Below are 25,420 nucleotides of genomic sequence, written 5' to 3'. Positions count from 1 at the left end.
GGCCGCACGGCCGGCGACCCGTCCTCGGCAGGGGTCATCGGGCGGGCGTCAGGAGACCTCGGCGATCAGCTCCACCTCGACGGCGGCGTCCAGCGGCAGCGCGGCGACGCCGACGGCGCTGCGCGCGTGCCGCCCGGCCTCCCCGAACACCTCGCCGAGCAGATCGCTGGCCCCGTTGATCACCTTCGGCTGGCCGGTGAAGTCCGGCGTGCTCGCCACGAACCCGACCACCTTCACGATCCGGACGACCCGCGACAGCTCGCCGATCTCGGCCTTCAGTGCGGCGAGCGCGTTCAGCGCGCAGATCCGCGCCTGCTCGGCGGCCTGCTCGGGCGTGACCTCCGCGCCGACCTTGCCGGTGACGGTCAGCTTCCCCTCGACCATCGGGACCTGCCCGGCCGTGTACACGAGCGAGCCCGTCCGCGCGGTCGGCACGTACGATCCGGCCGGCGCTACGACTTCCGGCAGCTCCAGCCCCAGTTCGGCGATGCGCTCCTCCGGCGTGCCGGCCATCTAGGACTGCACCTCGCGCTTGAAGTACGCCACAAGGTTCTCCGGGTTCGGACCCGGGAGGACGGTGACGAGCTCCCACCCGTCCTGTCCCCAGTTGTCAAGGATCTGCTTGGTCGCGTGCACCAGCAGCGGAACGGTCGCGTACTCCCACTTCTTCATGGGGGCAACCCTAGCGATCGCACCGTGCCGCACCCGCCCGAACCCACCGTCCGGAGGGCCTATCCGGGCGGTTCTACGACGCCCCTCAGGAAGAGGTCTCGTCGTAGTGCGCGCGCGCCGCGAGGACCTCGTCCATGTTCGCCTCGGCCCAGTGCCGCATCGCGTCGAGCAGCGGGATGAGGCGCTCGCCCAGCACGGTCAGCGTGTACTCCACCTGCACCGGAACGGACGGGGTCACGCTGCGGGTCACGAAGCCGTCCCGCTCCAGCGACCGGAGCGTCTGAGTGAGCATCTTGGCGCTGACGCCAGGCAGGTCGCGGGCGAGCTCGGCGTACCTGCGCGTCCCGTCCGCCAAGCGGAACAGGACCATCGAACTCCACTTGTTGGCGATGATGGCCCGCAGCCGGCCGGTCGGGCAGTCGTCCATGTAGGCGTCGAACGCGGCCTTCGCCACCTCGCGCCGCCGCGCCGCGCTCATCGTGGTCATGGGGCGGTCTCACCTCCGGGTACCGAACGCACTCGCAGGTAACTCCTTCCGGTGCCGCGCTGTTCCGGCGATGGTGGACGTGCGTGATCAACACGCGAATCCCCACGTCGAGCGAGGAGCGGCGGCATGCGCGCGATCATCGTCAGGGCTCCCGGCGAGCCCGAAGCCCTGGAGACCGTCGAAGTGGACGAGCCCGTCCCCGGCCCCCGGCAGGTGCGGATCCGGGTGGCCGCCGCCGCGGTCAACCCGGTCGACGCCGTGACCCGGTCGGGCGCGCTGGCCGCCGCCGGACTCATGCCCGCCTTCGGCCCCGGCGACGGCGGACCGGCCGGACGGGAGACCATCGGGATCGGCTGGGACGTCGCCGGCACCGTGGACGCGGTGGGCCCCGGAACCACCCGGCTCGTCTCCGGCGACGAGGTCATCGGGCTGAGAGACCGCCTGGACGTGCCGCTCGGCGCCTACGCCGACGCCCTCGTCCTGGACGAGGACGCCGTCGCCCGCGCACCGCGCTCCCTGGACGCCGCGCACGCCGCGACGCTGCCGCTGAACGGGCTGACCGCCTTTCAGGCCCTCGACCTGCTCGACCTGCCCGCCGGGGCGTCCGTGCTGGTCACCGGCGCGGCGGGCGCGGTCGGCGGCTACGCGGTCGAGCTCGCGGCGCACCGCGGGCTGCGCGTCGTCGCGTCCGCGTCCGCCGCGGACGAGGACCTGGTCCGCGGGTTCGGCGCGGAGCTGTTCGTCCCGCGGGGCGCGCACCTCGGCGACGCCGTCCGCGCACTCGTCCCGGGCGGAGTGGACAGCGCCGTGGACACGGCGCTGCTCTCGATCACGGCCCTCGACGCCGTCCGGAACGGCGGCGGGTTCGTGGCCGTCAGCGGCGGGCCCGCCGTGCCCACGCCGCTGCGCGGGATCCGCGTCCACAACGTGTGGATATCCGCGGACGCCGCGCAGCTCGGACACCTCGCCGTCCTCGCCGACGCCGGGCACCTCACCCCGCGCGTCGCCGCCACCCTCCCCCTGGAGCAGGCGGTCGAGGCCCATAGGCGTCTGGAGAAGGGCGGTCTACGCGGCCGCCTCGTCCTGATCCCCTGATTGGGCGGGCGCCATGACCGGCGAAGCCGCTGCCCCTGAGCGGTGCGGCCTCTGGCCGCTCGTCAGTCTTGCTCGGCGCGGAGCATGACGCGGCGCAGCAGCTCGGAGAGGGTGTGGCGCTCGTCCGGGGTCAGGGCGCCGAGCGCGCGGTGCTCCTCCTTGCCGACGCCGCCCATGGCGCCGAGCCACGCCGCCCGCCCCTCCTCGGTCAGCTCGACGACGACGCGCCGCCGGTCGGTCGCGGACGGGCTGCGGCGGACGAACCCGCGCCGTTCGAGGGCGTCCAGCCGCCCGGTGACCGAGTTCGGCGGCATGCCGAGGTCGGCGGCGAGCTCGGACGGCGCGGCGCGGCCGTGCCGCCCGCCCAGCGCGTGCAGCGTCTCGTACTCGTGCCGGTGCAGCCCGAACTCCGCCAGCGACCGCTCCTTGACCTGCTTCAGTCGCTCGACGAAGTAGATCATGCGGGTGACGGCGCCCTCGATGTCGGGATCGAGGTCGGGCACGATCGGCGTCCAGCGCGCGAGGTGGTCGTCGGTCCGGTCGCGCTCCGGCCCGCCCTCGCCGGGAGCGGCCGTCCGGTGGCGCGGTTGCTGGCTGAGGCCCATGAACGGATGGTACGGGCCCCGCTCGGCTCCGGAGAGCATCGCCGTCGAATATTTCGTTGACGAATAGTTCGGTGGCGAACTATTGTCCCCGCCATGCCCTCTCCGCTGCGCGGCCGCGACTTCCGGCTGCTGTACACCGCCCGTGTCCTGTCGCTGACCGGTGACGCCGCGGTGCCCGCCGCGCTGGCCCTCGCCGTGCTCCGCGCGACCGGCTCCACGTCCGCGCTCGCCCTCGTGCTCGCCTGCGCGATGGTGCCGCGGCTGCTCCTGCTGCCGATCGGCGGCGTCGTCGCCGATCGCTTCAACGCCCGCGGCGTCGCGCTCACCACCGACCTCGTCGGCTGCGTCGCCCAGCTCTTCGCCGGGATCGAGCTGCTCGGCGGGCATCCGGCGCTCTGGCACCTCGCCGTCGCGCAGGCCGTCGGCGGGACGGCCTCGGCGTTCCAGACGCCCACCATCGCGCCGATGATCACGGGCACCGTCGGCGCGGACGGGCTGCACCGGGCGAACTCCCTGATCGGGACCGCCAACGGCGTCACCAGGCTCGCCGGTCCCGCGCTCGCCGGGACGTTCGTGCTGACCGTCGGCCCCGGCTGGACGTTCGTCCTCGACGCCGCCTCGTTCGCCGCCAGCGCCGCCCTCCTCGCGGCGGCCCGCGTCCGGCACGTCCCGATCCCGCGGCGCTCGCTCCGCGCGGACCTGGCGGAGGGCTGGTCCGAGGTCCGGTCCCGGGACTGGTACTGGACGAGCCTCATCGCGCACTCGGTCTGGAACGGCGCGTCGGCCGTCCTGCTGACCCTCGGGCCCGCGCTCGCGGTCCGGCGGCTCGGCGGCGAGGGGACGTGGGTCGCGACGGTCCAGGTCGGCGCGGTCGGCCTGGTCGCCGGCGCGCTGCTGGCGGCCCGCGTCCGGCCCCGCCGCCCCGTCCTCGTCGCGAACCTGGGACTGGCGCTGCTGGCGCTGCCCCTCGCGCTGCTGGCCGTCACCGCGCCCGCGCCCGTGGTCATCGCCTCCTACGGGCTCGCCCTCACCGGGCTCGGCCTGCTGAACCCGCTCTGGGAGACGGTCGTGCAGATGAGCGTGCCACCGCGAGCGCTCGCACGCGTCACGTCCTACGACTGGCTGCTGTCGCTCGCCGCGGCGCCGCTCGGCTACGCGTTGGCGCCGTGGGCCGCGTCCGTCTGGGGACCGTCCACGCCGCTGATGGCCGCGGCCGTCCTGGTGGGCGCGAGCTGCGCGGGAACGGCGGCGGTCCCCGGCGTGCGGAGGCTGACCATGCCCGCCGTCCCCCGGGAACCCGAGCAGCCGGAACCGGTCGCGGTGACCTGAGCGAGCACGCGAAGCAGCAGGTCAGACCGGCGAAGGGCCGCCTCCCGCGATCGGGGAGGCGGCCCTTCGGCCGAGGCCGAGGTCGAGGTCGGGGCTCAGCTCTTGGCGGGCGGGTCCCCGGCGGTGGGCGCCTGACCGCCCGCGATGCCGCGCGGCTCGCCGTCCGCCGGACGGGCCACCTCCGGTGTCGGAGTGGCGGCGCCCAGGTCGTGGTGGTGCTTCGGCTCGTCCAGCCCGATGACCGGCGGCACCTCCTCGCCGGGCTTGAGCGTCGTCGTGTTCTCCGCCGCCTTCGCGAGGTCCTCCTCGGCCCGCGCGAGCCGCTCGGCGAGGCCGGGCTTGTCGCCCTCCCCGCCTTCACCACCCTGCTGCGAGCCACCGCCGGCCGCGCGGTCGAAGAACCGCAGGATCTCGACGGGCAGCGGCATGACCAGCGTGCTGTTCTTCTCCGCCGACACCTCGACGACCGTCTGGAGCAGCCGCAGCTGGAGCGCCGCCGGATCCTGCGACATGATCTCCGCGGCCGCGGCCAGCCGCTTGGACGCCTGGAACTCGCCGTCCGCGGTGATGATCCGGGCGCGGCGCTCCCGCTCCGCCTCGGCCTGCCGCGCCATCGAGCGCTTCATGCCCTCCGGCAGCGACACGTCCTTGATCTCGACCCGCTCGATCAGCAGGCCCCACGGGTCCTGGGTGATCTCGTCGATGATCGTGCGCAGCCGGGCGTTGATCTTCTCGCGCTCGCCGAGCAGCTCCTGCATGTCGGCCTGGCCGATCACCGACCGCAGCGACGTCTGCGCCACCTGCGAGACCGCGTACCCGTAGTTCTGGACGTTCACGATCGCCTTGACCGGATCGACCACCCGGAAGTACACGACGGCGTCGACCCGGACGCTCACGTTGTCCTGGGTGATGCCCTCCTGCGCGGGCACCCCCATCGTCACCGTCTGCTGGTTCACCTTCTGCATGCGTTCGACGATCGGCAGGATCACCGTCAGGCCCGGCCGCCGGACGGCCCCGGGACGCAGCTGGCCGTCCCGCTGGACCTGCCCGAACCGGAACACGATGCCGTGCTCGAACTGCTGGACCACCCGCAGCGACGACGCCAGGCCGATCAGGCCGCCGACCACGACGATGAGGATGAGGACTATGGCTACCGCTACCATCACGGGCACCTTTCTCGCGTGCCTTGCCTGAGCGACGCCGGAGCGGTTCCCCTCGTCCCTCAGCGAACCCCCGAGGTTCTGCGCCACCGGCCCGAGACCGGTTTCACGTTTTCCAGCTAACCGCGCGGGCACGCCCGAGACAACGGCCCTGCGAGCGATCTTCCCGGCGCGGACGGCACCGTGTCAGGGATCACTTGCATCAGGAGAGGGCGCCCTCTGAAGTGTTTGCCGAGTGAACGATATGTTGGATCGGGTGAGCGCGAGAGACACGGACTGGGACGGCGTACGGCTGCACGTGGTGACCGGCAAGGGCGGCACCGGCAAGACCACCGTCGCGGCGGCGCTCGCCCTGGCGCTGGCCGCCGGCGGCCGCAAGGTCCTGCTCGTCGAGGTCGAGGGACGGCAGGGCATCGCCCAGCTCTTCGACTGCCCCCCGCTCCCCTACGAGGAGCGCCGGGTCGCCGTCGCCCCGGACGGCGGCGACGTCCACGCGCTCGCCATCGACACCGAAGAGGCGCTCATCGAGTACCTCGAGATCTTCTACAACCTGAAGCGGGCCGGCAAGGCGATGACCAAGCTCGGCATCGTCGACTTCGTCACCACCATCGCCCCCGGCCTCCGCGACGTGATCCTCACCGGCAAGACCAGCGAGTCCGTCCGGCGGAAGAAGAAGGACGGCACGTTCATCTACGACGCCGTCGTCATGGACGCCCCGCCCACCGGCCGCATCACCAAGTTCCTCAACGTCAACGACGAGGTGTCCGGGCTCGCGAAGGTCGGGCCGATCCGCAACCACGCCGACACCGTGATGAAGGTCGTCCGCAGCCCCGAGACCGCGGTGCACTTCGTGACCCTGCTGGAGGAGATGCCCGTCCAGGAGACGATGGACGGCATCGCCGACCTCACCGCGGCCGGCCTGCCCGTCGGCGGCGTCATCGTCAACATGGAGCACCCGCCCGTCCTCGCCGAGGACGACCTCGCCGCGGCCGCCGCCGGCACGCTGGACGCCGACGAGATCCTGCGCGGCGTCAAGGCCGCCGGGCTGGAGCACGACGCCGAGCCGATCGCCGCGGTGCTCGCCGCCGAGGCCGCCGAGCACGCCCAGCGCACCGCCTTGCAGCGCCGCGAGAAGGAGCGCCTGGAGTCGATCGACCGGCCCCGCTACACGCTGCCCCTGCTCTCGGACGGCATGGACCTCGCCGGCCTCTACACCCTCGCCGCCGCCCTCCGCGCCCAGGGCGCCGCATGACCGCCCGCGCGTCCGCCCGCGCGTCCGCCCGCATGACCGTCCGCGCGTCCGCCCACGCGTTCCGAACGGGGGAGACGACCCGATGAGCCCGACCGGCAAGACCCCGCCCGCCCTCGACGTGGACGGCCTCCTCGACGACCCCCGCACCAAGATCATCGTGTGTTGCGGGTCCGGCGGCGTCGGCAAGACCACCACGGCCGCCGCGCTCGGCGTCCGCGCCGCCGAGCGCGGCCGCGACGTCGTCGTCCTCACCGTGGACCCCGCCCGCCGGCTCGCGCAGTCGATGGGCCTGTCGGAGCTCGACAACAACCCCCGCCGGATCGAGGTCGACGGCGACGGCGAGCTGCACGCCATGATGCTCGACATGAAGCGGACCTTCGACGAGATCGTCGAGGCGCACGCCGACCCCGACCGGGCCAAGCAGATCCTCGCCAACCCCTTCTACCAGTCGCTGTCCTCCAGCCTGTCGGGCACGCAGGAGTACATGGCGATGGAGAAGCTCGGCCAGCTGCACCGCTCCGGCGCCTGGGACCTGATCATCGTCGACACCCCGCCGTCCCGGAACGCCCTCGACTTCCTCGACGCCCCCGAGCGGATGGGCCGCTTCCTCGACGGCCGCTTCATGAAGATCCTCGCCGCGCCCGCCAAGACCGGCGGCCGCTTCGGCGTGAAGGTCCTCAGCGCCGGGTTCGGGATGTTCACCGGGGTCATCAACAAGGTCCTCGGCGTCCAGCTGCTGCGCGACGTGCAGACCTTCGTCGCCGCGTTCGACACGATGTTCGGCGGGTTCCGCGAGCGCGCCGAGAAGACGTTCAGGCTGCTCCAGACGCCCGGCACCGCGTTCCTCGTCGTCGCCGCGCCCGAGCCGGACGCGCTCCGCGAGGCGTCCTACTTCGTGGAGCGCCTCGCCGAGGAGCGCATGCCGCTCGCCGGGCTCGTCGTCAACCGCGTCCACGAGCCGGCGTCCGAGGCGCTGTCGGCCGCCCGCAGCCAGGCCGCCGCCGAGACGCTGGAGGAGCGCGGCGAGCACCCGCTGACCGCCGCGCTGCTGCGCCTGCACACCGACCGCATGCAGCTCGCGGCCCGCGAGGAGCGCCTCCGCGACAGCTTCGCGTCCACGCACCCGAACGTCCCGGTCACCGCGGTACCGGCCCAGGCGGAGGACGTCCACGACCTCGACGGCCTGCGCCGCGTCGGCCGGGACCTCGCGGCCCCCGCCAGCACGCCCACGGCGGCCGCCTGACCCGACCACTCGCCGCACGCGCGTACGCGCGGCGGCAGGTCCGCACCCGGAAACGGTGCGGACCCGCGGCCGCGCATTCTCAAGACCATGCCGGTCCCTTGGACCTCTGCCGGACGGGCCGTCCCACGGACCGGCCCGCGACCACCTGGCGGGTGGGGTCAGCTCGCGACGAGCTCTTCCTCGTCGACGTCGACCGACCGCTCGTACTCTTCCTTGGCGGTCTCCAGCAGCTCGCGCCACGATTGCACATCCGGCCGGCGCCGCAGCAGGGCTCGACGCTCCCGCTCGGTCATGCCGCCCCAGACACCGAACTCGATCCGGTTGTCGAGGGCGTCGGCGAGACACTCCGTGCGCACAGGGCAGCCGCGGCAGATGAGCTTGGCTCGGTTCTGCGCCGCTCCCTGCACGAACAGGGCGTCCGGATCCGCGTTACGGCAGGCGGCGCGGGCGGTCCAATCCGTGATCCACATCTTGGCCCCACTCCCCTAGGGTCTGTGTCGATTTGCGCTCCTTGGCCAGACGGGCGCGGACGTCAGGCCGCCAAACGAAAGCCGTGGGGAAGAACTTACGGAAGCGAGGGACGATTCAACAGTCCCCGATGGGCCCATTCTCGATATAGCCCACCGGGGCCATACCGCCGGAACGGACTAGTTACCTGTAGTTGACGCGCCAGACACGGCGCAGGTTGTCACGACGGGGACAGACCGGACGTACGTCCGCGGCGGCGCGACCATGATGCGGGGGCCACGGGGGACCTGTCCCGAATGCACTGGTCGTCCCGCGTACCCTAGTGCCCGTGCCGGATGAGAAAGAAGAACGGGGCAGCCCGCTCTCCACGCTGATGCGCCTGCTGGGCGCCGGGGTCGTCGCGGGCGTCCTGGTCGCGTTCATCGCGCTGCCCGGGGTCGGCAGCGCGGGCCTGACCGCGCGGGACGCCGCCAACAACTTCGAGGACATGGACAGCCAGCTCAAGACGACACCGCCGTCCGAGAAGACGGTCGTGTACGACGCCGGCGGCAAACCCGTGGCCACGTTCTTCGACAAGTACCGCGAATCCGTGCGGCTCGACCAGGTCGCGCCCATCATGCGGACCGCGATGATCGACATCGAGGACTCGCGGTTCTACGAGCACGGCGCGCTCGACCTCAAGGGGACGATCCGCGCGCTCGCGTCCAACGTCGAGTCCGACCAGACGCAGGGCGGCTCCACCCTGACGCAGCAGTACGTCAAGAACCTCCTCGTGGACAGCGCCAAGACGGAGGAGGAGTACCGCGAGGTCACCGCCCCCACCGTCGGCCGCAAGCTCCGCGAGCTGCGCTACGCGCTCGACCTCGAACAGCGCATGACCAAGGACCAGATCCTTGAGGGCTACATGAACGTGGCCTACTTCAGCGCCGGCGCGTACGGCGTGCAGGCCGCGGCCAAGCGCTACTTCAGCAAGCCCGCGTCCAAGCTGAACCTGGGCGAGGCCGCGCTGCTCGCCGGCATCACCCAGAACCCCAGCGCGTACGACCCCATCCGGAACCCGACCGACGCCCGCAAGCGGCGCGACGTCGTCCTCTACCGGATGCAGCAGCTCGGCCACATCACCAAGGCGCAGGCCGACCAGGAGGCCGCCAAGCCGATCCAGCTGAACCGCACCGACCCGGTCGGCGGCTGCGAGGTCAGCAAGGCGCCGTACTTCTGCGAGTACGTGAAGTACGACATGCTCAACATCCTGTCGAACGGCAAGTACTGGCAGATGGAGCCGAAGCAGCGCCAGCAGGTCGTCAACAAGCTCAACCGGGGCGGCTACACGATCCGCACCACCCTCGACATGGACGACCAGCGCGCCGTCGACCAGGCCCTGCGCAGCCAGGTCTCCCCGACCGGCAACCGCGTCGGCGCCGAGGCGATGGTCGAGCCGGGCACCGGCAAGATCAAGGCGATCGGGCTGAGCAAGCGGTTCGGCGCCGGCAAGGGCAAGACCACGATCAACCTGCCGGCGGACGTCGCGCACGGCGGCGGCGCCGGCGTGTCCGCGGGCTCGACGTTCAAGGTCTTCACGCTCGCCGCGGCGCTCGACCAGGGCATCCCGGTCAGCACGTCGATCAACTCGCCGGAGACGATGAGCGTGTCCGGCTACCCCGCCTGCAACTACACCGGGACCTTCCAGGGCAAGAAGTACGACAACGACCCCCTGGGCGGCGGCAGCTGGCCCTCCGTCTCCAACGCGGGCGACAGCGAGGCCGGGACCTTCAACCTCAAGACCGGCACCTGGCACTCGGTCAACACCTTCTACGCGCAGCTCGAAAAGCGCGTCGGCCTGTGCAACTCGGTCAAGATGGCCGAGAAGTTCGGCATGAAGAAGGCCGACGGGAACCCCCTGGTCGCCTTCCCCTCCCAGGTCCTCGGCACCAACGACATCGACATGGTGCACCTCGCCGCCGCCTACGCGGGCTTCGCCGCCCGCGGCAAGTACTGCGCCCCCATCTCGGTGACCGAGGTCGTCGACTCCGAGGGCAAGAAGGTCAAGCTGCCCAAGCAGGACTGCCGCCAGGCCGTCGACGAGGCCGTCGCCGACAAGGTCAACTCCATCCTCAAGGGCGTCCTCACCCAGGGCACCGCGAAGGGACGCGGGATCGGCCGCCCCGCCGCCGCCAAGACCGGCACCTGCGAGGCCCACACCTGCGCGGTCTTCGCGGGCATGACCCCGAACCTCGCCGCCGCCACCGCCTACTGGGACTTCCGCGGCCCCTGGCAGTACAAGGTCTACGGCGTCTACGGCGCGGACACCCCCGGCGCGATGTGGCAGCTGAGCATGCAGAACGCGCTCAGGGGCCAGCCCGCGCCCGACTTCAGCACCCCGTCCCGCGACTTCGGCGACACCACCAAGGTCCCGCGGGTCAAGGGCGACCTGCTCAGCGCGGCCATCGCCAGGATCAAGGGCGCCGACCTCAAGACGCAGGTCGCGTCCGGCTCCGTCGACTCCGACCAGCCGAAGGGCACGGTGGTCTCCACCTCACCCGACGCCGGCACCGAGGTCCCGCCCGGCACCACTGTGATCATCTACGTGAGCAGCGGCAAGAAGAAGGACAACGGCGGCCGCCCGAACGACAACGGCGGCGGCTGGCCCCCCTGGGGCCACTGAGGCACGACGAATGCCCGGCACCCCGCTGGGCACAGGAAGGGCCCGGCACCCGCCGGGCCCTTCCGCGTTCTCAGGACGCGAGCTGCCGCTTCACCTCGGCGGCGACCCGTCCACCCTCGGCCCGTCCGGCGACCTTCGGGCTCACCACCTTCATGACCTGCCCCATCGCCCGCGGCTCCGTGGCCCCCGTCGCCGCGATCGCGTCCGCCACCAGCGCGGCCAGCTCCTCGTCGCCGAGCTGCGCGGGCAGGTACTCCTCCAGCACCGCGCCCTCGTCCCGCTCCGCCTGCGCCTGCTCCGCGCGCCCGGCGTCACCGAACGCGGTCGCCGCCTCCCGCCGCTTCTTGGCCTCCCGGCCGAGAACCTTCACGACATCGTCGTCCGACAGCTCGCGCGACTTCTTACCGGCGACCTCCTCGTTCTTCACCGCCGTGAGAGCCATGCGCAGGGTGCGCGTGCGCAGCTCGTCCCGCGCCTTCATCGCGGCGGAAAGGTCGGTCTCCAGCTTTTCCTTCAGGGCGCTCATGCTCCCATCATGCCCGTCCGGGACCTTCCGCCTCATCAGGATTACCGCGGGCCGCCCGTGTCTGGAACCATGGGGGGCAGAGAAGGGAGAACCGTGCGAAAGAGCTACGCCGTGCCCCTCGGCCTCCTCGGCGCGGGCGCCGCGACCTTCGGGTACGCCTCGGTGATCGAGCGGAACTGGTTCCGCCTGCGCCGCTTCGACGTCCCGGTGCTGCCGCCCGGCCGCCCCTCGGTGAAGATCCTCCACATCTCCGACGCGCACCTGACCCCGGGCCGCTCGCGCCTGATCCACTGGGTCCGCTCCCTCGACGCGCTGGAACCCGACCTGGTCGTCAACACCGGCGACACCCTCTCCCACCGGGACGCCATCGGCCCCTTCCTGGACGCCCTCGGCCCCCTCCTCGACCGCCCCGGCGTCTTCGTCTACGGCTCCAACGACCTCTACTCGCCGGTCTTCAAGAACCCCCTCCGCTACCTCTGGCGGACCAGCCGCTCCGACTACAAGAAGCGGCGCCGCGAACCCGACCTGCCGTACCGCGAGCTCGGCTCGTCCCTCCAGGCCGCCGGCTGGCTCGACCTCAACAACCGCATCGGCCGCCTCAAGGTCGGCGAGCTCGACGTCGAGTTCGGCGGCATCGACGACTCCCACATCAACCGCGACCGCTACGACCGGATCGCCGGCCCCGTCGACCCCCGCGCGGACGTCCACCTCGGCATCATGCACTCCCCCGAACCCCGCAACCTCGACCGCTTCACCGCCGACGGCTACGACCTCCTCCTCGCGGGCCACACCCACGGCGGCCAGGTCTGCGTCCCCTTCTACGGCGCCCTCGCCACCAACTGCGGCATCGACCGCCCCCGCGTGAAGGGCCTGCACCGCCACCGCGGCTCCTGGCTCCACGTCTCCGCCGGCCTCGGCACGTCCCCGACGGCCCCCATCCGCTTCTGCTGCCCACCCGAAGCCTCGCTGCTCACCCTCGTCCCCCGGTAATGGACGTCCGCGAGCACTGGAGAACCGAACACCTCCAGGCCGCGGCCTACGACTTCGCCGTCCAGCACAAACCGCTGGCCCGCCTCGGCGCCCGCCTGCTCTGGTCGTACGACGTCCGCCACCTCTGGCGCAGCATCGAGTCGCTACCCCGCACGCTCACCCTGGACGTCCCGTGCGGCGGCGGCCTGGCCATCCGCGACAACCCCCACCACGTAGCCGCGGACCTCTCCCCGATCATGCTGGCCCGAGCCCGCCGCAAGAACCCCACCGCGCTCCTCCAGGCAGACATCACGAACCTGCCGTTTGCTTCCTCCACTTTCGAGACCTGCGTCACCTACAACGGCCTCCACTGCGTCGAAGACCCCGCGAACGCAGTCGCTGAACTGGCCCGAGTCCTCCGCCCCGGCGGCACCCTCCACGGCACAACAGTCGTCCGAGGCACCACCCGCCGCCACGAGACCCTGATAGCCCTAATGCGCCACCTGAACCTCTTCGGCCCCTCCGGCACAACCTCCGACCTGCGAGGATGGCTCGTCTCAGCCGGCCTGACCGACATCGCCCTGACCCCCTCCGGCGCCGTGACCGGCTTCACAGCCCGCAAGCCCCCCGATATTGAGGACGCAGCACCCTCCAGCATCCGCTAAAGTGGTCAAGGCGCCGGGAGGCACGTACGACTCCCGGGCAGCCACCACCGGGGTGTAGCGCAGCTTGGCAGCGCGCTTCGTTCGGGACGAAGAGGTCGTGGGTTCAAATCCCGCCACCCCGACAGCAACCGCCAGATCAGAGGCCGGGTTCCCAAACAGGGAATCCGGCCTCTTGATCGTTCGACAGGAGTTGGCCCGCTATCGGTCAGTGTGGTTCGGGTGATCTGCCAGCGGTTCGGCTTCCTGTAGGCGAGTCCTACCGAGCTTGGATGCGTGATGCCGTGGGCGATGACAGGACCGGATCCCTGCGGTAGGCGGGAGAATGAGAGATCCGCAAGGTGGTGGGGCTGACCGCCGAGCGAAAAGATCTCCGTGAGCGGCTGTGGCTGCAGCCACCCGCCTACGCGCCCGAGCTCGACGCAGCCGAGGGACTGGAGCCCTACCGGGCCATGGCCCGCTGGTCATCGCGACCCGGAGCACTTGATCGTCACCCGCGCCACGGCCTGCGATGCGTCCAGTACCGGCCCCACCTCATCGATGACCGCCTCGCCGAGATCGGCCTCCTCCACACCCCGAGTGCCTCATGACAGCATCACACAATCAAGCTCCAGTGATGGGGTCCGCCTTCATGTGGCAACTCCGGCCACGTCTCGTTTCGTATTCGCCTGCCGATCCCCAAACTCGCAGAGCGCTCCGGTGGAGCTGCCTCTGAAGATCGTGATCGCTCTCTACCCTAGATCGGGAAATCGTGCTCCAGCCACAGAGATCATCAACGCTTTGCGAAGTGTCCTTCTGCCGCGCGAGCGTCTCCAGAGGAGAAGAACCCTAGAGTGGGCACCTCCGATGTGCCCATCAGCAGGGCACGATCAAGCAGCGTGTTGAACTCCTCGCAACTGGTCTCCGGGAGAAGAACACACGAGTGGCAAGCGGCTCGGTTCAAGTTGTCGGTGCCACCGGTCTGCGCTTCCATACACAGTGGATCAGCGGAACACCACGACGCTCGTTCCAGGGCGCTGCGAACAGAGGCGGCGAGCTGCCCCGACTCCACCTGGGCGACAATGCCGCCGAGGCTTCCGGCAGAATCGCTGGTGGCCGTGTAGACCAAGAATCCGGACATCTTGTCGGACACGTACAGGCGCTCACGCAAGGACGCCGCGGGGTACCCCGAGTCCAAGCTCCACTCATTGATGATCGAGTGAGCCAGCGTATGGATCATGACCAGCCGTGGCGTGATCTCTCGGTCCGGGACCAGGCCGGATCGCGCGAAACGCTCTCGATACGCATGGTCGATCGGTGTTACCCGGGTCTGGACCTCTGGCCGTGACTCCCACTCGGCCACTCGATCCGGATCTAGCCGGAGGAAGACGCCTTCTCCGATGACTTGGATCGCGGGCAGCCAACCAGGCTCATACGCTGCCGAATAGAGTGGCGCCCGCTGATCGATGTTCGCACTGCTGGGCGCGGCCAGACGAGTGAATCCCTTGAGGACCCGTACCTCTCGTAGTCGCTTCACCCGCATCACCCTGTCGAGGGCCAGCTGTGTTGTGATGGCCTTGTCCGGCCATGGTACGCAGACGAAATCCTGCGGTCCCGGCTGCTCCGGCGTGGTCCTGGTCAACGCCTGGTACTCATCGAACTTCAGCGTCTCCTCGGAGTCGTTCGTGTAACCGGCATCGTCCTGACGACGCCTCTCGACCGCCTGGATGATCTCTTCCAAGCTGTACAGCCGATGCCTGTCCAGCTCCAGCTCTTCAAGGCGATCACGTAGGTCAGGCGCCTTCTTCAGGGACTTCCAGTGGCGCTCCACCAGCTTTTGGACGCCCTCCGACCATGGCGGGATCGAGAGCGCGGATCGCACATCGGAGAACCAGACACCGGACGCGCCTCGCTGCATCGCCCGCGGAAGCTCTTCGCAATCCTCTGCTGGAACGTCACCAAGCCAGGGGCGCCGTCCGGTGCAGTCACTGATCCCCCTCAGCGCAGCCTTCCTCAAGGCGCCTTCCATCGTGACCGGACGCACGCCGCACGAACAGGAGATCTCGATATCACCGAGCGAGGCGCTGCGTCCTGTGGCTTTAAGCCTCAGGTCGTGCCGCTGAGAGTCACCTCCGGTGGCCTTGCCGCCCTTGTGGAGCCAACGAAAGTAAGGGAAGTCGTCGATGTGACCCGCGGCGCAGCAGACGACGAATCTGGACGGCACCAGCTCACGATCGCACTCCTTGCACCTGGCAGGACTGCGACCGACACCGAAGAACTTCGCCTTTGCCAGTCGATTGCACCCAGGGCAGGACTGGATCTCGGGAAACCGGACCACCGGAATGTCGCCGTACTTGGCACTTTCGGACGCCGGGGGGAGTCGGAAGCACTCTACTTTGAGTTCTTTCTCCAGCCGGCGCTCGTGAATGATCTGATCAAAGGGACCGAGCTCGGGCCAGCGGTCGAGTCCGGCCACCATGAACGACTCACTGCCGACGGCTATCAGAGAACCGACCCCATAGGTCGTGATTAGCTGAGCTCTTCGGACGCCCCCTATAGGTTTCCCCTTCACCGCACTCCCCTGTCCAGGTAGATGGTCGACTCGACATCGACGTCGCGCAGACTCCATAGCGTCGCGAACGAGGAAGCGATCGAGTCGTCCGACTGGTCCCATCTGCCGGCATCGACCATCAGTCCGGGCTGTCGGTACGTGCCGTATGTGAGCTCCGGGTCCTCGTCTGCCGCCTCGCGCCATTGGGCGAAGATCTCCTTGATGTGCTTTTCCGTCATGTCTCGCTCCGCTCGGTCGGCGACCCGCTCGACGCGGGCGAGGATCTGATCGCAGATCACGTTGAGTTCGTCCTCGAAATCGGCGATGTAGGCGGCGGCCTCCTTGGGGCGGGCCATGGGGATCATCAGGCGGGCCAAGGCCACGATCGCGGCGTGCAGACCGCGATCGCGGGCACGCGCCGAGAACGGCGTCACGCTGGTCGCCTCCACTTGGCGATACAAGGCGGAGTGATACGAGGTGAAGTTCTCGTAGTGTGAGCGATCCCTGGACCGCGCTCCGTTGAAGAGGGTCACCACCAGCCCAGGCCATTTCCGTCCGACCCGACTGGTGGCCTGGATGTATTCAGAGGTTGACTGAGGCTGCCCCATCATGACCATCAAGCCGAGACGATCCACGTCGACGCCCACGGAGATCATATTGGTGGCGAGGATCACGCCCAGTGCATCTGGATACGGCGTGGACATGTCCTGTAGGTGACCGGGAATGGCACTTGACGGCTCACGACTGGTCAGCTCGATGTCACGGCCGATGTCGCGTCGTTTCTGGCCGAGACTCTCGCTGAGGAGGTCGAGACGGTCGTTGACGTCGTCCTGGATCTGAAGCTTGGCACCACCGAGAAGGCGAAGGCTGTTGAAGTACCCCAGGAGTGTCCAGTAGGTGTCCCGGACCTCGTCGCTCCCCTCGATCACCTGGGCATGATGGAGCAGAGCCGCGTACGTCCGCACCATCAGGCTGGTCTGGCTGGTGGCCGGCGCCATGAGCCCCACGTAGAGCCTGCTGGCCTTCCGGGAAGGTGGTGTCTCAACCGAGAAGTAGGAGTCCCGGGCGTCGAGGCCGGGAGGTGGGAACTGCTCCACCTGCCGATCGAACAGCGCCAGACCCTGGTGCACGGCACGACGGATAGTGGCGGTGGAGGCGATCACTTTGGGTCGTTGACCGATCAGGTCCACGGCGGTCTCGTAGAGACCTGCCAGAGTGCCCAGCGGGCCGGAGATGAGGTGCAACTCGTCCTGGATGATCAGTTCGGGCGGTGGTTCGGGACTGAAGTGGTTGAAGAGGTTGCCGATCACAGGCTTCCAGGGCAGCCCGGCGAATTTGTCCGCCGTGGCAATGACCAGGGTCGGACGCTGCGCATAGATGGTCTCGTCGACCACGTGGACCGGAAGGCCATCGGCGAAGTCGCAGCCCGGGGTGCCACAGGCGACAACCAGGCGATCGGCGGAGACGTTGTAGGCGTCATGGTCCAGCGCAGTGCCGCACCAGCAGCAGGAACGGATCTGGACCGGATTCTCCTCCTGTACCTCTTCGTTCTTGGCAAGCTTCCGCAGGGACCGCTTCGCCTCATCCAGCGTGTTGGGGGTGGATCCTCGGCCGACCCACATGCCGATGGAGATCTCGCTCAGACCGAGACGGGCGCCGGCGTCCCGACGCAGCCGCTCCATGCAGCACATGAGCAGGGCGGCACGTTCGAACTGCTGAACCGTGAGCAGGCGAAGGGTGTAGCGCATCAGGACCGTGACCCCGCCTCCGTTCTGCGGGTCTCGTAGTCGCCTGAGGAAAGTGGAGAAGGCGATCAGGCCTAGGTACGCCTCGGTCTTGCCACCACCGGTTGGGAACCACAGCACGTCGGCGATATCGCGGTCGACCGACTCTCGATCCGCGACTCCGCGCAGAGAAAGAAGTATGAACGCGATCTGGAACGGGCGCCAGGTGGCCGCCGTTTCATCAGGCTCGGACACATCTCGGTCCGAGGACCTCAGCCATTCCGTACGAGCACGCTGCAGTGCCATGGAGTGGTTCGCGAGTCGGAACGCCTCCATGGGGGCGGGATCCGCAGGATCCGCCAGGATGCGGATCCCCGCATCCATACGATCGCAGGATGTCGTACACCGTCTCAAGTGCTCGAGGGCCGTCTCGCGCAGACTCTCGTCCAGAATGTCGTCGACCTGGTCACTTCTCTGGCGAATCCAGGCGCGGTAGCCCGAGGTCAAGCCCTTCAGCGCGGCGATGACCTCGGCATCGGACACCGTTGCGAGACGATGCATTCCGAGACGAGCGACGTCGATTCCAAGATTGGAGTCGGCCAGCCGGAGATCGTAGGTAGGCACGAACGTCGTTCGAATCCACCGAGGGGCAGGCGCCCCGGCCAGATCGTTGATTGCGACTTCGATGGGCTCCCACTCCACCGCACAGCCATGGCCGGTGGCGAAACTCGGCGCGTGACGGTAGAGCAGCCTGTAGGCACCGGCTTCCTCATCCATGTCCGCGGAACCAAGCGGTGGCCGCTCCACGAAAGGCGACGATTCACCGACGGGCCGTACTGTGATACGCGGCTGGAAGAAAGCCGTCTCATCTCGATCGGAGATGTTGTCCTGGGCCACGAACAGATTGAGGAGGGCCAACGTGACGGCTGCGGCTCCCTCGGCGTTCGCCGACCGTACCCGAACGAACAGCTCAAGATTGTCGGCGACCCTGATCGATTGCTGCCCCACCTCCGAGACCTTGATGCGGTTGGGTTCGATCGACAGGCTCCTGCGTCGCCATGGTTCCTCCGCCACGGAGCTGGTGCGGTTGCGACGTCCTTCCGCAGGAGCATCGGCCACGTAGCGCGCCGCCTCCACCTCGACCACGATCGAATCTGAGATCGTGAGATCGACCGAAAAGGTCATCCCCATCGAGGACGGATAACGGACGTGAGCCATGGCAACAGCCGGGTCGGGAAAGTCCTCTGGGCGCCTGTCCTCGGGAGCCTCATCCAGCGGGTTCGTCTCGGCGATGCTGTCCTGGGACTGCGGAAAAAGGATCCCGGCGGCGTACTTGGTGATGGGGGGATCCGTGATCGTCTCTTCATCTGCACCGGTCGGTCCGATCAGATCTCGCTCGAGCCTGGTGACCAACTCGCGGCGGAACGCATAGTGCTCGTCGAAACTCACGACTGCTCTCCTGCCCAGTCGAAACGGCCCAATCCGACGATCCGCGGTCGCAACCAGACGCCCGACCAGCCGAGACCTGCGTTGAGACCGGCCGCCTCACGGCCGACCACGGTTTCGACGTTGTCCACTCGAAGCTCCTTGATCCGAGGCGGCAACCTACGGCCGCGACCGGGCAGAAGCGCTCGCAACGCTCTGGCGAAGGATTCGGTGGTCACGCCGACCCGGTGCCCGTCGTGTTCTACCAGGTACGCGGGGGAGTCCTCGGTCGATGCGACCGGGAGCCGAACGAGCGTGATGGGGTCACCCTCTCGTACGGCGGTCGCAAGGTAGCGTTGGATCTGCAGGGGATCTCCCTGGAAACCGATCGTGCCGGCCGGCTCACCCCGGTTCACGTCTTCAGGTAGGACCTCGATTCCGAACACTCGCCCGGCTTTGAACCCCAGCTCAGCCCACCGCCCGTCGCGCTGCCGCTGGAGACGGCCGGCAGTGAGCTTGGCGGTCGCCTTCACATGGACCAGGAGATCGCGCGGCCGAGTCATGGCCACGTATAGAAGTCGAGCACGCTCGGCCTGCTCGACGGGATCGTCTTCAGGCGCATCACCCGGGTCCACGACGATCACCTGATCGAATTCGAGGCCCTTGACTCTATGAACGGTCGAGATCAAGAGGCCGCCCGACGTCTGTCGACTGAGCTCGTCGGGCAGGTCCCCACGGACCAACCGCTTCCGTATCGCCGGCAGATCGAGCGTCTGGTCGCGTCGGCCTCGATCGATGCGCCGAAGAAGCTCCCAGAACACCTCCGGGTCGGCGCCGGCCCCGCCGAGCACGTCCAGTACCTCGTTCTTCTTCGGCTGTTTGGAATCGAGCTCGCGGAAGAGCGAGCCGACCCACGAAGGGATGGCCTTGTCCTGGGCGGACCGCTGGAGTCGGTGTGGGACCCCGAGGTCGTGAAGCCGCCGCGAAACCAGCAGGACTTCGTCGTTCGACCTGCAGAGCATGGCGGTCGTGCCGGCCATGCGGGCCAGAACCGGGGCCGCCTGGTCGATCGTGCCGAGAGAGTCCCCCGACATGAGGGCGGTCCGCAGGCGTCGCTGAATCTCACTGAAGGGCGCGTCCACGGCACCTAGCGAACCGCCATAGGGGAGCGCCACCCGGGCCTCGGACTCTCGAGCACGAAAGTTCCCCTTGAGCGCAACCTCCTCGAGGTCGTCTTTGAAGCGTTCACGTACTTCCGCGTAGAGCCGCGCCGCTCCCTCCAGACGCTCCTGCGGATCGTCGAGTTGGAAGCCATAGATGCCTTGGGCCGGGTCACCGATCAAGGTGAACCCCTCAAGCTCGGAGTCCAGTAGCGCCAAGACGAGTTCAGCGCGTTCACCGACGAGGTCCTGGACCTCGTCAACGACCAAATGGCGGATCTCTCCCACCAGTTCACCGACGTTCGGATCTTCCTTGATCAACCGAGTCGCTTCGCGAATCCGTGGCCCGAACCCCAGGCGCTGCCAGGAGCCATCGGGATCGACCGCGGACAGGAGCCAGGTCGCATAGGAGTCGAACGTCCGAACGTCCACTTGAACGGCGGCGGTGCCGAAACCGGCCAAACGCTCCCTGACCTCGCCGACGGCTGCGCGCGAAAAGCTCAACACCAGGATCTCAGATGGTGCGAGTTCCTCTTCCTCGATGAGGAAGGCGAGGCGATGAATCAAGGAGAGGGTCTTGCCGGAACCGGCCGGAGCCGTCACCAGAAGACGAGTTTCTGCGAGTGCTTCGACGACCTGCCGCTGCTCTTTCGTCAGCTGAACATCGGTGCTCATTGGCTCTTCCACAGGTACTCGAACTGACGGAACGCGAGCTCTTCGCCGTACTGGGCGATGTTGTCGGCGACGTTGACGATGAGGCACTCCTCCTTGCCGCCGTTCAGCGGGCCACGGAGGCCCCTACCGATCATTTGCTGGTAGACGTTCGGGCTGTAAGTCGGACGAGCGACGATCACCGCCCGCGTCGCCGGCGCGTCGAACCCTTGAGACAAGACGTTGTAGTTGGCCAGGACGCGAACCTTACCCTGCCGGAACTGCTCGATCGCATGCCGACGCTGGCCAAGGTCTGTATCGCTCGATACCGCGGCCGCCAAGACGCCCTTACGGGTGAGAAGCGCCGCCATGGTCTGGGCGTGGTTAACGGATGTAGCGAACAACAGAATCGGCCAGTCGTCGGGCAGTTCGAGGATCTTGCTGATCAGGATTCCGTTACGGATGGCGTCATGGCCGAGCCGCTCCTCAGCCGATGCCGGCAGTCGACGTAGCTGAGCAAGTGAGTCTCGCTCCTGCGCGCTCAGATCGAGACTCGCACCCGGAAGCTCCTCGTGCTTGACCTGGGCCAGCACGCCCAGCTTCTGCAAGGTCACGTACGGCTCGGCACCCAGGATCTCCGTGCCGTCGCGGTGATGGTCCAGGCGGTTGCGCCCATAGCGCGCGACAAGCCGGTCGGTCTCTTCCGTGTTGGTTCCACGGAACGGGGTCGCGGTCAAGCCGATCAGAGGGCAGCGTGATCGATGAGGAGTCAGCCCGAGAGCGGCGAGGACTCGGGTATATCGCGGACTGATCGACGCATGTGCCTCGTCCACGACGACGACCTGGGCTTCACGTAGCCACCCGTAGCCGTCGGCCTCGATGACCCTTTCCAGCTTGGCGTCGGTGGCTATGACGAGGTGATATCCCTCGTTCACGGGGTCCGCCTCATTGGTGGACCAGAGTCTGCTGATCGTCAGCTGCTGCGCCGGACCCGTGTTGCGCCACACCATCTGCCAGGTTTGAACCGCCTGCTCACACAGTTCCTCCGTCTGCGCCACCCACAGAACCGGAGCGGACACAGTGTTGGACGGAAGCACCCGCAGACGGCGAATGATCGCTTCCACGGCGACCCGAGTCTTACCCGCTCCGGTCGGCAGGCTGAGCATTCCGCGCAACGCCGGACGGCTCTGGAGCACCTCCAGGATCCGACCGACCATGAGCTCTTGGTAGTCGTGCAAGGCCGGGAAGTTCACCGGGCCTTGCACGGTGAGCACAGGCTCGAGGCCTGGCTGCCGGAACCCGGCGTACTCGGCGGGGAAACCAAGCTCCGCTACGAAGGCCTTCGCCAGATGATTGCCTGCCATCTGAGTCGGTACGGGGAACCCCCGGTCCTCCAGTTCCTGCCGGAACTCCCGCAGGACGCCTGAGCCGTGGACGGCGAGCGCCAACTCGGCGACGGTCCGGTCGTCTACCGGACCTTCCTCGGCCTCGACCGCGTCGACCAATCCGTACGGCAACCTCTCCCGAAGGACATCGACCCCGAGCATGGCCACCAGCTTGTCTCGGAGGTCCACCAGCTCCCGGACCTTGATGATCTGCTGGTCTCGCTGGATGTCCTCACGATGCTGAAGGATCTGACGACAACGCTCCTCCGAGAGTCCCAGCCTGAAAAGGGCGTTCAACTCTCTGAGAAGCGCCAGGTCATCGCCGCGATCGAGCCAGTAGACCGTGTCTTCGCGCCGGCCGATGTCGACTGGCTGTGAAGTCTGGCCCGACGGCGTACGGACGAGTTGCTCCAGGGCCTCGCAACGCAGCAGGGCAAGGCCGCGCAACGGACGCCCGGGTTCGAATTTCAGCTGTGGGAAAACGTCCTCGAGGGGGGTCGGCTGGCCTGAGGATGTAGCACGGAGCTCGGTGATGTAGACCTCGTCGAAGGTCTTCATCCCCCACTGGTCCACGAGCTGGACGACGTCGTCCGACTCAGGAACGAGCAGAGCCGAGATGCCGCCCGCCATGAGACGCTGATACTGGCTCGAGTCCGCCGTGGCGACGGCCTCTGCAGGAGAGCAGGTGGTCCATGTCTCGCCCTGCTGACAACGGATCTTGACGGGAGCGCTCAACTGCGTGGCGGCAAGCGCATACAGCGCACCGAGCTCCACATGTCGTTCACTCTCAAAAGCCTGGTCGAGGAGCGAAAGCCAGAGGCCCCCCTTGATCTCCTCCAAGCTGTCGGCGAGGCCGAGAGCCCGCGCGAGACCAGGGTCGATATCTGCGACCGGCAGGACCCGAGCGTGGGCGGCCAAGCCTGGCCCGACGCAGTCTGCGATCCGACGGATGCCCATCGACGTGGCAAGCCTGCCGCTCTTCTGAATGGCCCACACCAACGGTGAGGGAACGGGGAGCGGCGTGTCATCGGGACGAGTCAGCGCATGAACCGTCCACTTGGTGATCAGGCCCGCTGCCGGCAGGTTCTGGATGAATCGAGAGCGCGCGGCCGGGGAGAGGTCGAACAGGAGCCCGAGGTGTCCGGCGGGATGGGCGCCTTCGAGCTCGATCTTGCCCTGTTGGGGCCTGCGAACACCTGCCGGCAGGGCCTTGTAGTACAGGTCGACCATGCTCGACCGGTAGTCGCTGAACCACACCGCCGACGACGGGTTCACATCAGGACGTGGCACGTCCGACATACCCAATTCACGCAGCATATCGAAGTCATCATGATGGAAGTCCTCATCCACCACGAACTCCGAGTCATCCGGACTCCCGGAGGGGATGACAACGCCCGGTAGAAGGCAGCGGCTCAACCGTTTGTAGGTTCCGGCACGCGTTCGAACCGTGAGCTTCGCGACCACGCCACGGCTGATCACATGCTCAACGGCACGATCCACCGGGACTTGCCGGGCGAGCTGCCAGAAGCGATCCCAGTCCGGTCCTCGGTAGAGGGCAAGGCCTCCGGTGACCGCCGCGGAGAAGCGGCCGAAAGCGTCAGCCGCTTTGATCCCGAGGATCTCGAGGGCTTGAGAGGCCGCTGGGTCGTCTTCCAGTTCCGGGTCCACGTACACCGTGTCCTCGGAGGGGGGATCCATCGCCGTACGCCGGAAGACCTTGCCCTCTTGCGGCGGGACCAGTCGCCCGTCGGCCGTACGCAGAACCGCGGCTTGGCGGGCAAGATCCTGGTACGGGTGCCCTTCGTCGACCATCTCGGCCACGATCGACAACGCGACCGCGGACGCAGCGGCCGTGCCGTCGGAGACCAGCGCTTCCAGCCACTCCTGGACGGTCGCCGCCCTGCCGTTCGCGTCCTCGATCAGTACATAGGCGCGTGCCCTGCGTGTCTGCGTCCTCTCCACAGAAGGGTGGCACCATTCGACAGGACGGCCGGGGTACGAGGCCCAGCGCTCTACCCACACTTTCCAACGCTCCTCGTTCTTTTCGGGAGCCTTTGGATGAATGCGGACGTCGCCGGGGCGCTGGAGCGCACCTTCCTGGTCGGGGATGGAACGGCTATCAACGACCTCTGCGCGAATGCACTCGGTAAGAAGTTCGTCCGCCCAGTTGCGCGTTTCACGACCACGAGCCGTGATCAGTTCAAGAGGGCGCGCGGGGTCTTCAAGTGTGGCGAGACTCGGAAGAGAGGCGGCGATCAGACGGGCCGCCTCCCTCATGAGCTCCTTGTTGAACACGTTCCCATCGAGAATATGCCGACGATCCTCGTTCGTCTTCCAAGCAGCGTTCAGGACACCGCTCAAGGTCGTAGTGTACTCCGTTGGAAAGAACGCCCAGAAAGTTCCTTCCCTGTTCCACCCAGAATCCGGAACGGCCCAAGCAATGGGAACCGCGACACGCCGGCGATACTCACCTGCATCTGCCCATGCATCATCAGAGAGAGTAGACTTCGTCTCAAAGACCGACCATTCTGACGGATCCTTTTCGACGCCGTTCTCGATCACCTGAAGCGATCGGCGAACGCCGTTGCCTTGAACGAATACCTCCTTGCGATACGAAACATTCCTGCGGTCCTCGAGGATGATCCGGCCAGCGTGCGGAGAGAACACCGCGAACACCTCCGGGAACTCACGGAGCTGCTCAGCGAGTTGGCCGGCGAATCTGTCATCACGCAAGGGCAACTTCACTACGGTCACGGCCCAGGACATCAGCTCGTTGAGCGTCGGATCGGCCATGCGCTCCCGATCTGCGTCAAGGAGATGCGCGATACGGAGGACAGGGGTGGGCCGCTCCCCGGGAACACGTTCGAGAATCCGCTCCCGCGCGTGAGCCGCCGACCACCCGAAAGAGCCGGTACGACTGAAGAAGAGTGGTTGATCGGTAACGCTCAGGACGGACTTGAACCCGACGCCGAAACGACCGATCTCTGCACCTCGCTTGCGAGACAAATGCGAGGACAAAATGGCCCGGGCGCCATCGGCGGTGATCGGGTTACCGCGGTTCGCACAGTACAAGGCCTCTGCCGTGAGCACGATATGAATCAGCCCGTTGCGAGAACCCATGAGCTCATCGGCACCGTTCTGGATCAGCTCGTACAGCTGCCTGTGTCCGTAGCCTCCCTCTCTGATGGAGGTCTCGATGTTCGCATGCTCCTCGATCAGATCAGCGTTTGCCGCGTAGGACTGGAGACAAGCCTCTGACTGGGTGAGGACGACCTGAGCGACAGGACTGTCCTCACCCGACCAATCGGAGCCTCCAGCAGACTCGGTCTCATTCGAACTGATCACTTAGATCCGCTCTCCCCACCAACACACGCGAGTGTCCTTCTGAGTGATGTTATGCCAGACAGGTACGACA

At 67.9% G+C, this 25,420-nt stretch carries 18 protein-coding genes and 1 tRNA gene; 8 read left to right on the top strand and 11 right to left on the bottom strand.

Going from position 1 to position 25,420, the window contains the following annotated elements; all coding sequences use genetic code 11:
- Nucleotides 1-48: 48 nt before the first annotated feature.
- The 3 genes from E1300_RS01555 to E1300_RS01545 all read right to left on the bottom strand — a co-directional run bounded on the left by E1300_RS01555 (nt 49) and on the right by E1300_RS01545 (nt 1,159).
- A complete protein-coding gene (locus E1300_RS01555; protein ID WP_131755027.1) occupies nt 49-513 on the bottom strand; it encodes a RidA family protein in 465 nt (154 codons plus the stop codon).
- Entirely contained in the window at nt 514-672 is a 159-nt protein-coding gene (gene sp36 / locus E1300_RS01550; RefSeq protein ID WP_021591512.1) for a Sp36 family protein, read from the bottom strand.
- A gap of 85 nt (nt 673-757) precedes the next feature.
- On the bottom strand, nt 758-1,159 hold the full coding sequence (locus tag E1300_RS01545) for a winged helix-turn-helix transcriptional regulator (RefSeq protein ID WP_131755026.1): 402 nt from the start codon (nt 1,157-1,159) through the stop codon (nt 758-760).
- 126 nt (nt 1,160-1,285) lie between these two features.
- Here E1300_RS01545 and E1300_RS01540 point away from each other — a divergent pair, with 126 nt between their 5' ends.
- Nucleotides 1,286-2,254, top strand: a complete 969-nt coding sequence (locus E1300_RS01540) for an NADP-dependent oxidoreductase (protein ID WP_131755025.1) — start codon at nt 1,286-1,288, stop codon at nt 2,252-2,254.
- A 62-nt stretch (nt 2,255-2,316) separates the two neighbouring features.
- Here the strand turns inward: E1300_RS01540 and E1300_RS01535 are convergent, their stop codons facing one another.
- Entirely contained in the window at nt 2,317-2,859 is a 543-nt protein-coding gene (locus E1300_RS01535; RefSeq protein WP_131755024.1) for a MarR family winged helix-turn-helix transcriptional regulator, read from the bottom strand.
- Between the two features lie 93 nt (nt 2,860-2,952).
- On the opposite strand from E1300_RS01535, the gene E1300_RS01530 reads away from it, so the two are divergent.
- Complete coding sequence (locus E1300_RS01530; protein ID WP_131755023.1) at nt 2,953-4,188, top strand: MFS transporter; 1,236 nt, start codon at nt 2,953-2,955, stop codon at nt 4,186-4,188.
- Between the two features lie 95 nt (nt 4,189-4,283).
- Here the strand turns inward: E1300_RS01530 and E1300_RS01525 are convergent, their stop codons facing one another.
- On the bottom strand, nt 4,284-5,351 hold the full coding sequence (locus E1300_RS01525) for a slipin family protein (RefSeq protein WP_131755022.1): 1,068 nt from the start codon (nt 5,349-5,351) through the stop codon (nt 4,284-4,286).
- A 253-nt stretch (nt 5,352-5,604) separates the two neighbouring features.
- Here E1300_RS01525 and bagA point away from each other — a divergent pair, with 253 nt between their 5' ends.
- Together bagA and bagB are read left to right on the top strand one after the other, a co-directional pair.
- On the top strand, nt 5,605-6,600 hold the full coding sequence (gene bagA, locus E1300_RS01520; protein ID WP_131755021.1) for an ATPase BagA: 996 nt from the start codon (nt 5,605-5,607) through the stop codon (nt 6,598-6,600).
- 82 nt (nt 6,601-6,682) lie between these two features.
- Complete coding sequence (gene bagB, locus E1300_RS01515; protein WP_131755020.1) at nt 6,683-7,843, top strand: ATPase BagB; 1,161 nt, start codon at nt 6,683-6,685, stop codon at nt 7,841-7,843.
- 158 nt (nt 7,844-8,001) lie between these two features.
- Here bagB and E1300_RS01510 read toward each other — a convergent pair whose 3' ends face one another.
- Complete coding sequence (locus E1300_RS01510) at nt 8,002-8,313, bottom strand: WhiB family transcriptional regulator (protein WP_131755019.1); 312 nt, start codon at nt 8,311-8,313, stop codon at nt 8,002-8,004.
- A gap of 326 nt (nt 8,314-8,639) precedes the next feature.
- Here E1300_RS01510 and E1300_RS01505 point away from each other — a divergent pair, with 326 nt between their 5' ends.
- A complete protein-coding gene (locus E1300_RS01505) occupies nt 8,640-10,973 on the top strand; it encodes a penicillin-binding protein (protein ID WP_131755018.1) in 2,334 nt (777 codons plus the stop codon).
- Nucleotides 10,974-11,043: 70 nt separating this feature from the next.
- Here E1300_RS01505 and E1300_RS01500 read toward each other — a convergent pair whose 3' ends face one another.
- Nucleotides 11,044-11,499 carry a GatB/YqeY domain-containing protein gene (locus tag E1300_RS01500; protein WP_131755017.1) on the bottom strand — a complete coding sequence of 152 codons (456 nt, stop codon included), beginning with the start codon at nt 11,497-11,499 and terminating at the stop codon, nt 11,044-11,046.
- A 69-nt stretch (nt 11,500-11,568) separates the two neighbouring features.
- Here E1300_RS01500 and E1300_RS01495 point away from each other — a divergent pair, with 69 nt between their 5' ends.
- From E1300_RS01495 to E1300_RS01485, 3 genes are all read left to right on the top strand, one after another.
- Nucleotides 11,569-12,489 (top strand): metallophosphoesterase, encoded by a 921-nt coding sequence (locus E1300_RS01495; RefSeq protein WP_131755016.1) that lies wholly within the window; start codon nt 11,569-11,571, stop codon nt 12,487-12,489.
- Nucleotides 12,489-13,133, top strand: coding sequence for a class I SAM-dependent methyltransferase (locus E1300_RS01490; protein ID WP_131755015.1), 645 nt, complete (start codon nt 12,489-12,491; stop codon nt 13,131-13,133). The genes E1300_RS01495 and E1300_RS01490 overlap by 1 nt, the downstream gene beginning before the upstream one ends.
- Nucleotides 13,134-13,181: 48 nt before the next feature.
- Nucleotides 13,182-13,255, top strand: a tRNA-Pro gene (locus E1300_RS01485).
- 647 nt (nt 13,256-13,902) lie between these two features.
- On the opposite strand, the gene drmB is transcribed toward E1300_RS01485, so the two are convergent.
- From drmB to E1300_RS01465, 4 genes are read right to left on the bottom strand one after another with little or no spacing between them, the layout of a single operon-like run.
- The gene (gene drmB / locus E1300_RS01480; protein ID WP_242618878.1) at nt 13,903-15,738 is read right to left on the bottom strand and encodes an MrfA Zn-binding domain-containing protein; all 1,836 of its coding nucleotides are present in this window, start codon (nt 15,736-15,738) and stop codon (nt 13,903-13,905) included.
- Nucleotides 15,678-18,833 (bottom strand): helicase-related protein, encoded by a 3,156-nt coding sequence (locus tag E1300_RS01475; RefSeq protein WP_131755013.1) that lies wholly within the window; start codon nt 18,831-18,833, stop codon nt 15,678-15,680. The genes drmB and E1300_RS01475 overlap by 61 nt, the downstream gene beginning before the upstream one ends.
- A complete protein-coding gene (locus E1300_RS01470) occupies nt 18,830-20,644 on the bottom strand; it encodes a UvrD-helicase domain-containing protein (protein WP_131755012.1) in 1,815 nt (604 codons plus the stop codon). Before E1300_RS01470 ends, E1300_RS01475 begins: the two co-directional genes overlap by 4 nt.
- Nucleotides 20,641-25,350 carry a DEAD/DEAH box helicase family protein gene (locus E1300_RS01465; RefSeq protein WP_131755011.1) on the bottom strand — a complete coding sequence of 1,570 codons (4,710 nt, stop codon included), beginning with the start codon at nt 25,348-25,350 and terminating at the stop codon, nt 20,641-20,643. Before E1300_RS01465 ends, E1300_RS01470 begins: the two co-directional genes overlap by 4 nt.
- Between the last annotated feature and the right edge of the window lie 70 nt (nt 25,351-25,420).

The sequence above is a fragment of the Actinomadura fibrosa genome (assembly GCF_900659615.1).
Lineage (GTDB): Bacteria > Actinomycetota > Actinomycetes > Streptosporangiales > Streptosporangiaceae > Spirillospora > Spirillospora fibrosa.
This window is presented reverse-complemented; position numbering and strand designations above follow the sequence as displayed.

Bases quoted from the DNA above. Each gene is read 5' to 3' on its own strand.
- E1300_RS01555 (WP_131755027.1), bottom strand. From the start codon at position 513: ATGGCCGGCACGCCGGAGGAGCGCATCGCCGAACTGGGGCTGGAGCTG.
- sp36 (WP_021591512.1), bottom strand. From the start codon at position 672: ATGAAGAAGTGGGAGTACGCGACCGTTCCGCTGCTGGTGCACGCGACC.
- E1300_RS01545 (WP_131755026.1), bottom strand. From the start codon at position 1,159: ATGACCACGATGAGCGCGGCGCGGCGGCGCGAGGTGGCGAAGGCCGCG.
- E1300_RS01540 (WP_131755025.1), top strand. From the start codon at position 1,286: ATGCGCGCGATCATCGTCAGGGCTCCCGGCGAGCCCGAAGCCCTGGAG.
- E1300_RS01535 (WP_131755024.1), bottom strand. From the start codon at position 2,859: ATGGGCCTCAGCCAGCAACCGCGCCACCGGACGGCCGCTCCCGGCGAG.
- E1300_RS01530 (WP_131755023.1), top strand. From the start codon at position 2,953: ATGCCCTCTCCGCTGCGCGGCCGCGACTTCCGGCTGCTGTACACCGCC.
- E1300_RS01525 (WP_131755022.1), bottom strand. From the start codon at position 5,351: ATGGTAGCGGTAGCCATAGTCCTCATCCTCATCGTCGTGGTCGGCGGC.
- bagB (WP_131755020.1), top strand. From the start codon at position 6,683: ATGAGCCCGACCGGCAAGACCCCGCCCGCCCTCGACGTGGACGGCCTC.
- E1300_RS01510 (WP_131755019.1), bottom strand. From the start codon at position 8,313: ATGTGGATCACGGATTGGACCGCCCGCGCCGCCTGCCGTAACGCGGAT.
- E1300_RS01500 (WP_131755017.1), bottom strand. From the start codon at position 11,499: ATGAGCGCCCTGAAGGAAAAGCTGGAGACCGACCTTTCCGCCGCGATG.
- E1300_RS01495 (WP_131755016.1), top strand. From the start codon at position 11,569: ATGGGGGGCAGAGAAGGGAGAACCGTGCGAAAGAGCTACGCCGTGCCC.
- E1300_RS01490 (WP_131755015.1), top strand. From the start codon at position 12,489: ATGGACGTCCGCGAGCACTGGAGAACCGAACACCTCCAGGCCGCGGCC.
- drmB (WP_242618878.1), bottom strand. From the start codon at position 15,738: ATGGAGTCTGCGCGACGTCGATGTCGAGTCGACCATCTACCTGGACAG.
- E1300_RS01470 (WP_131755012.1), bottom strand. From the start codon at position 20,644: ATGAGCACCGATGTTCAGCTGACGAAAGAGCAGCGGCAGGTCGTCGAA.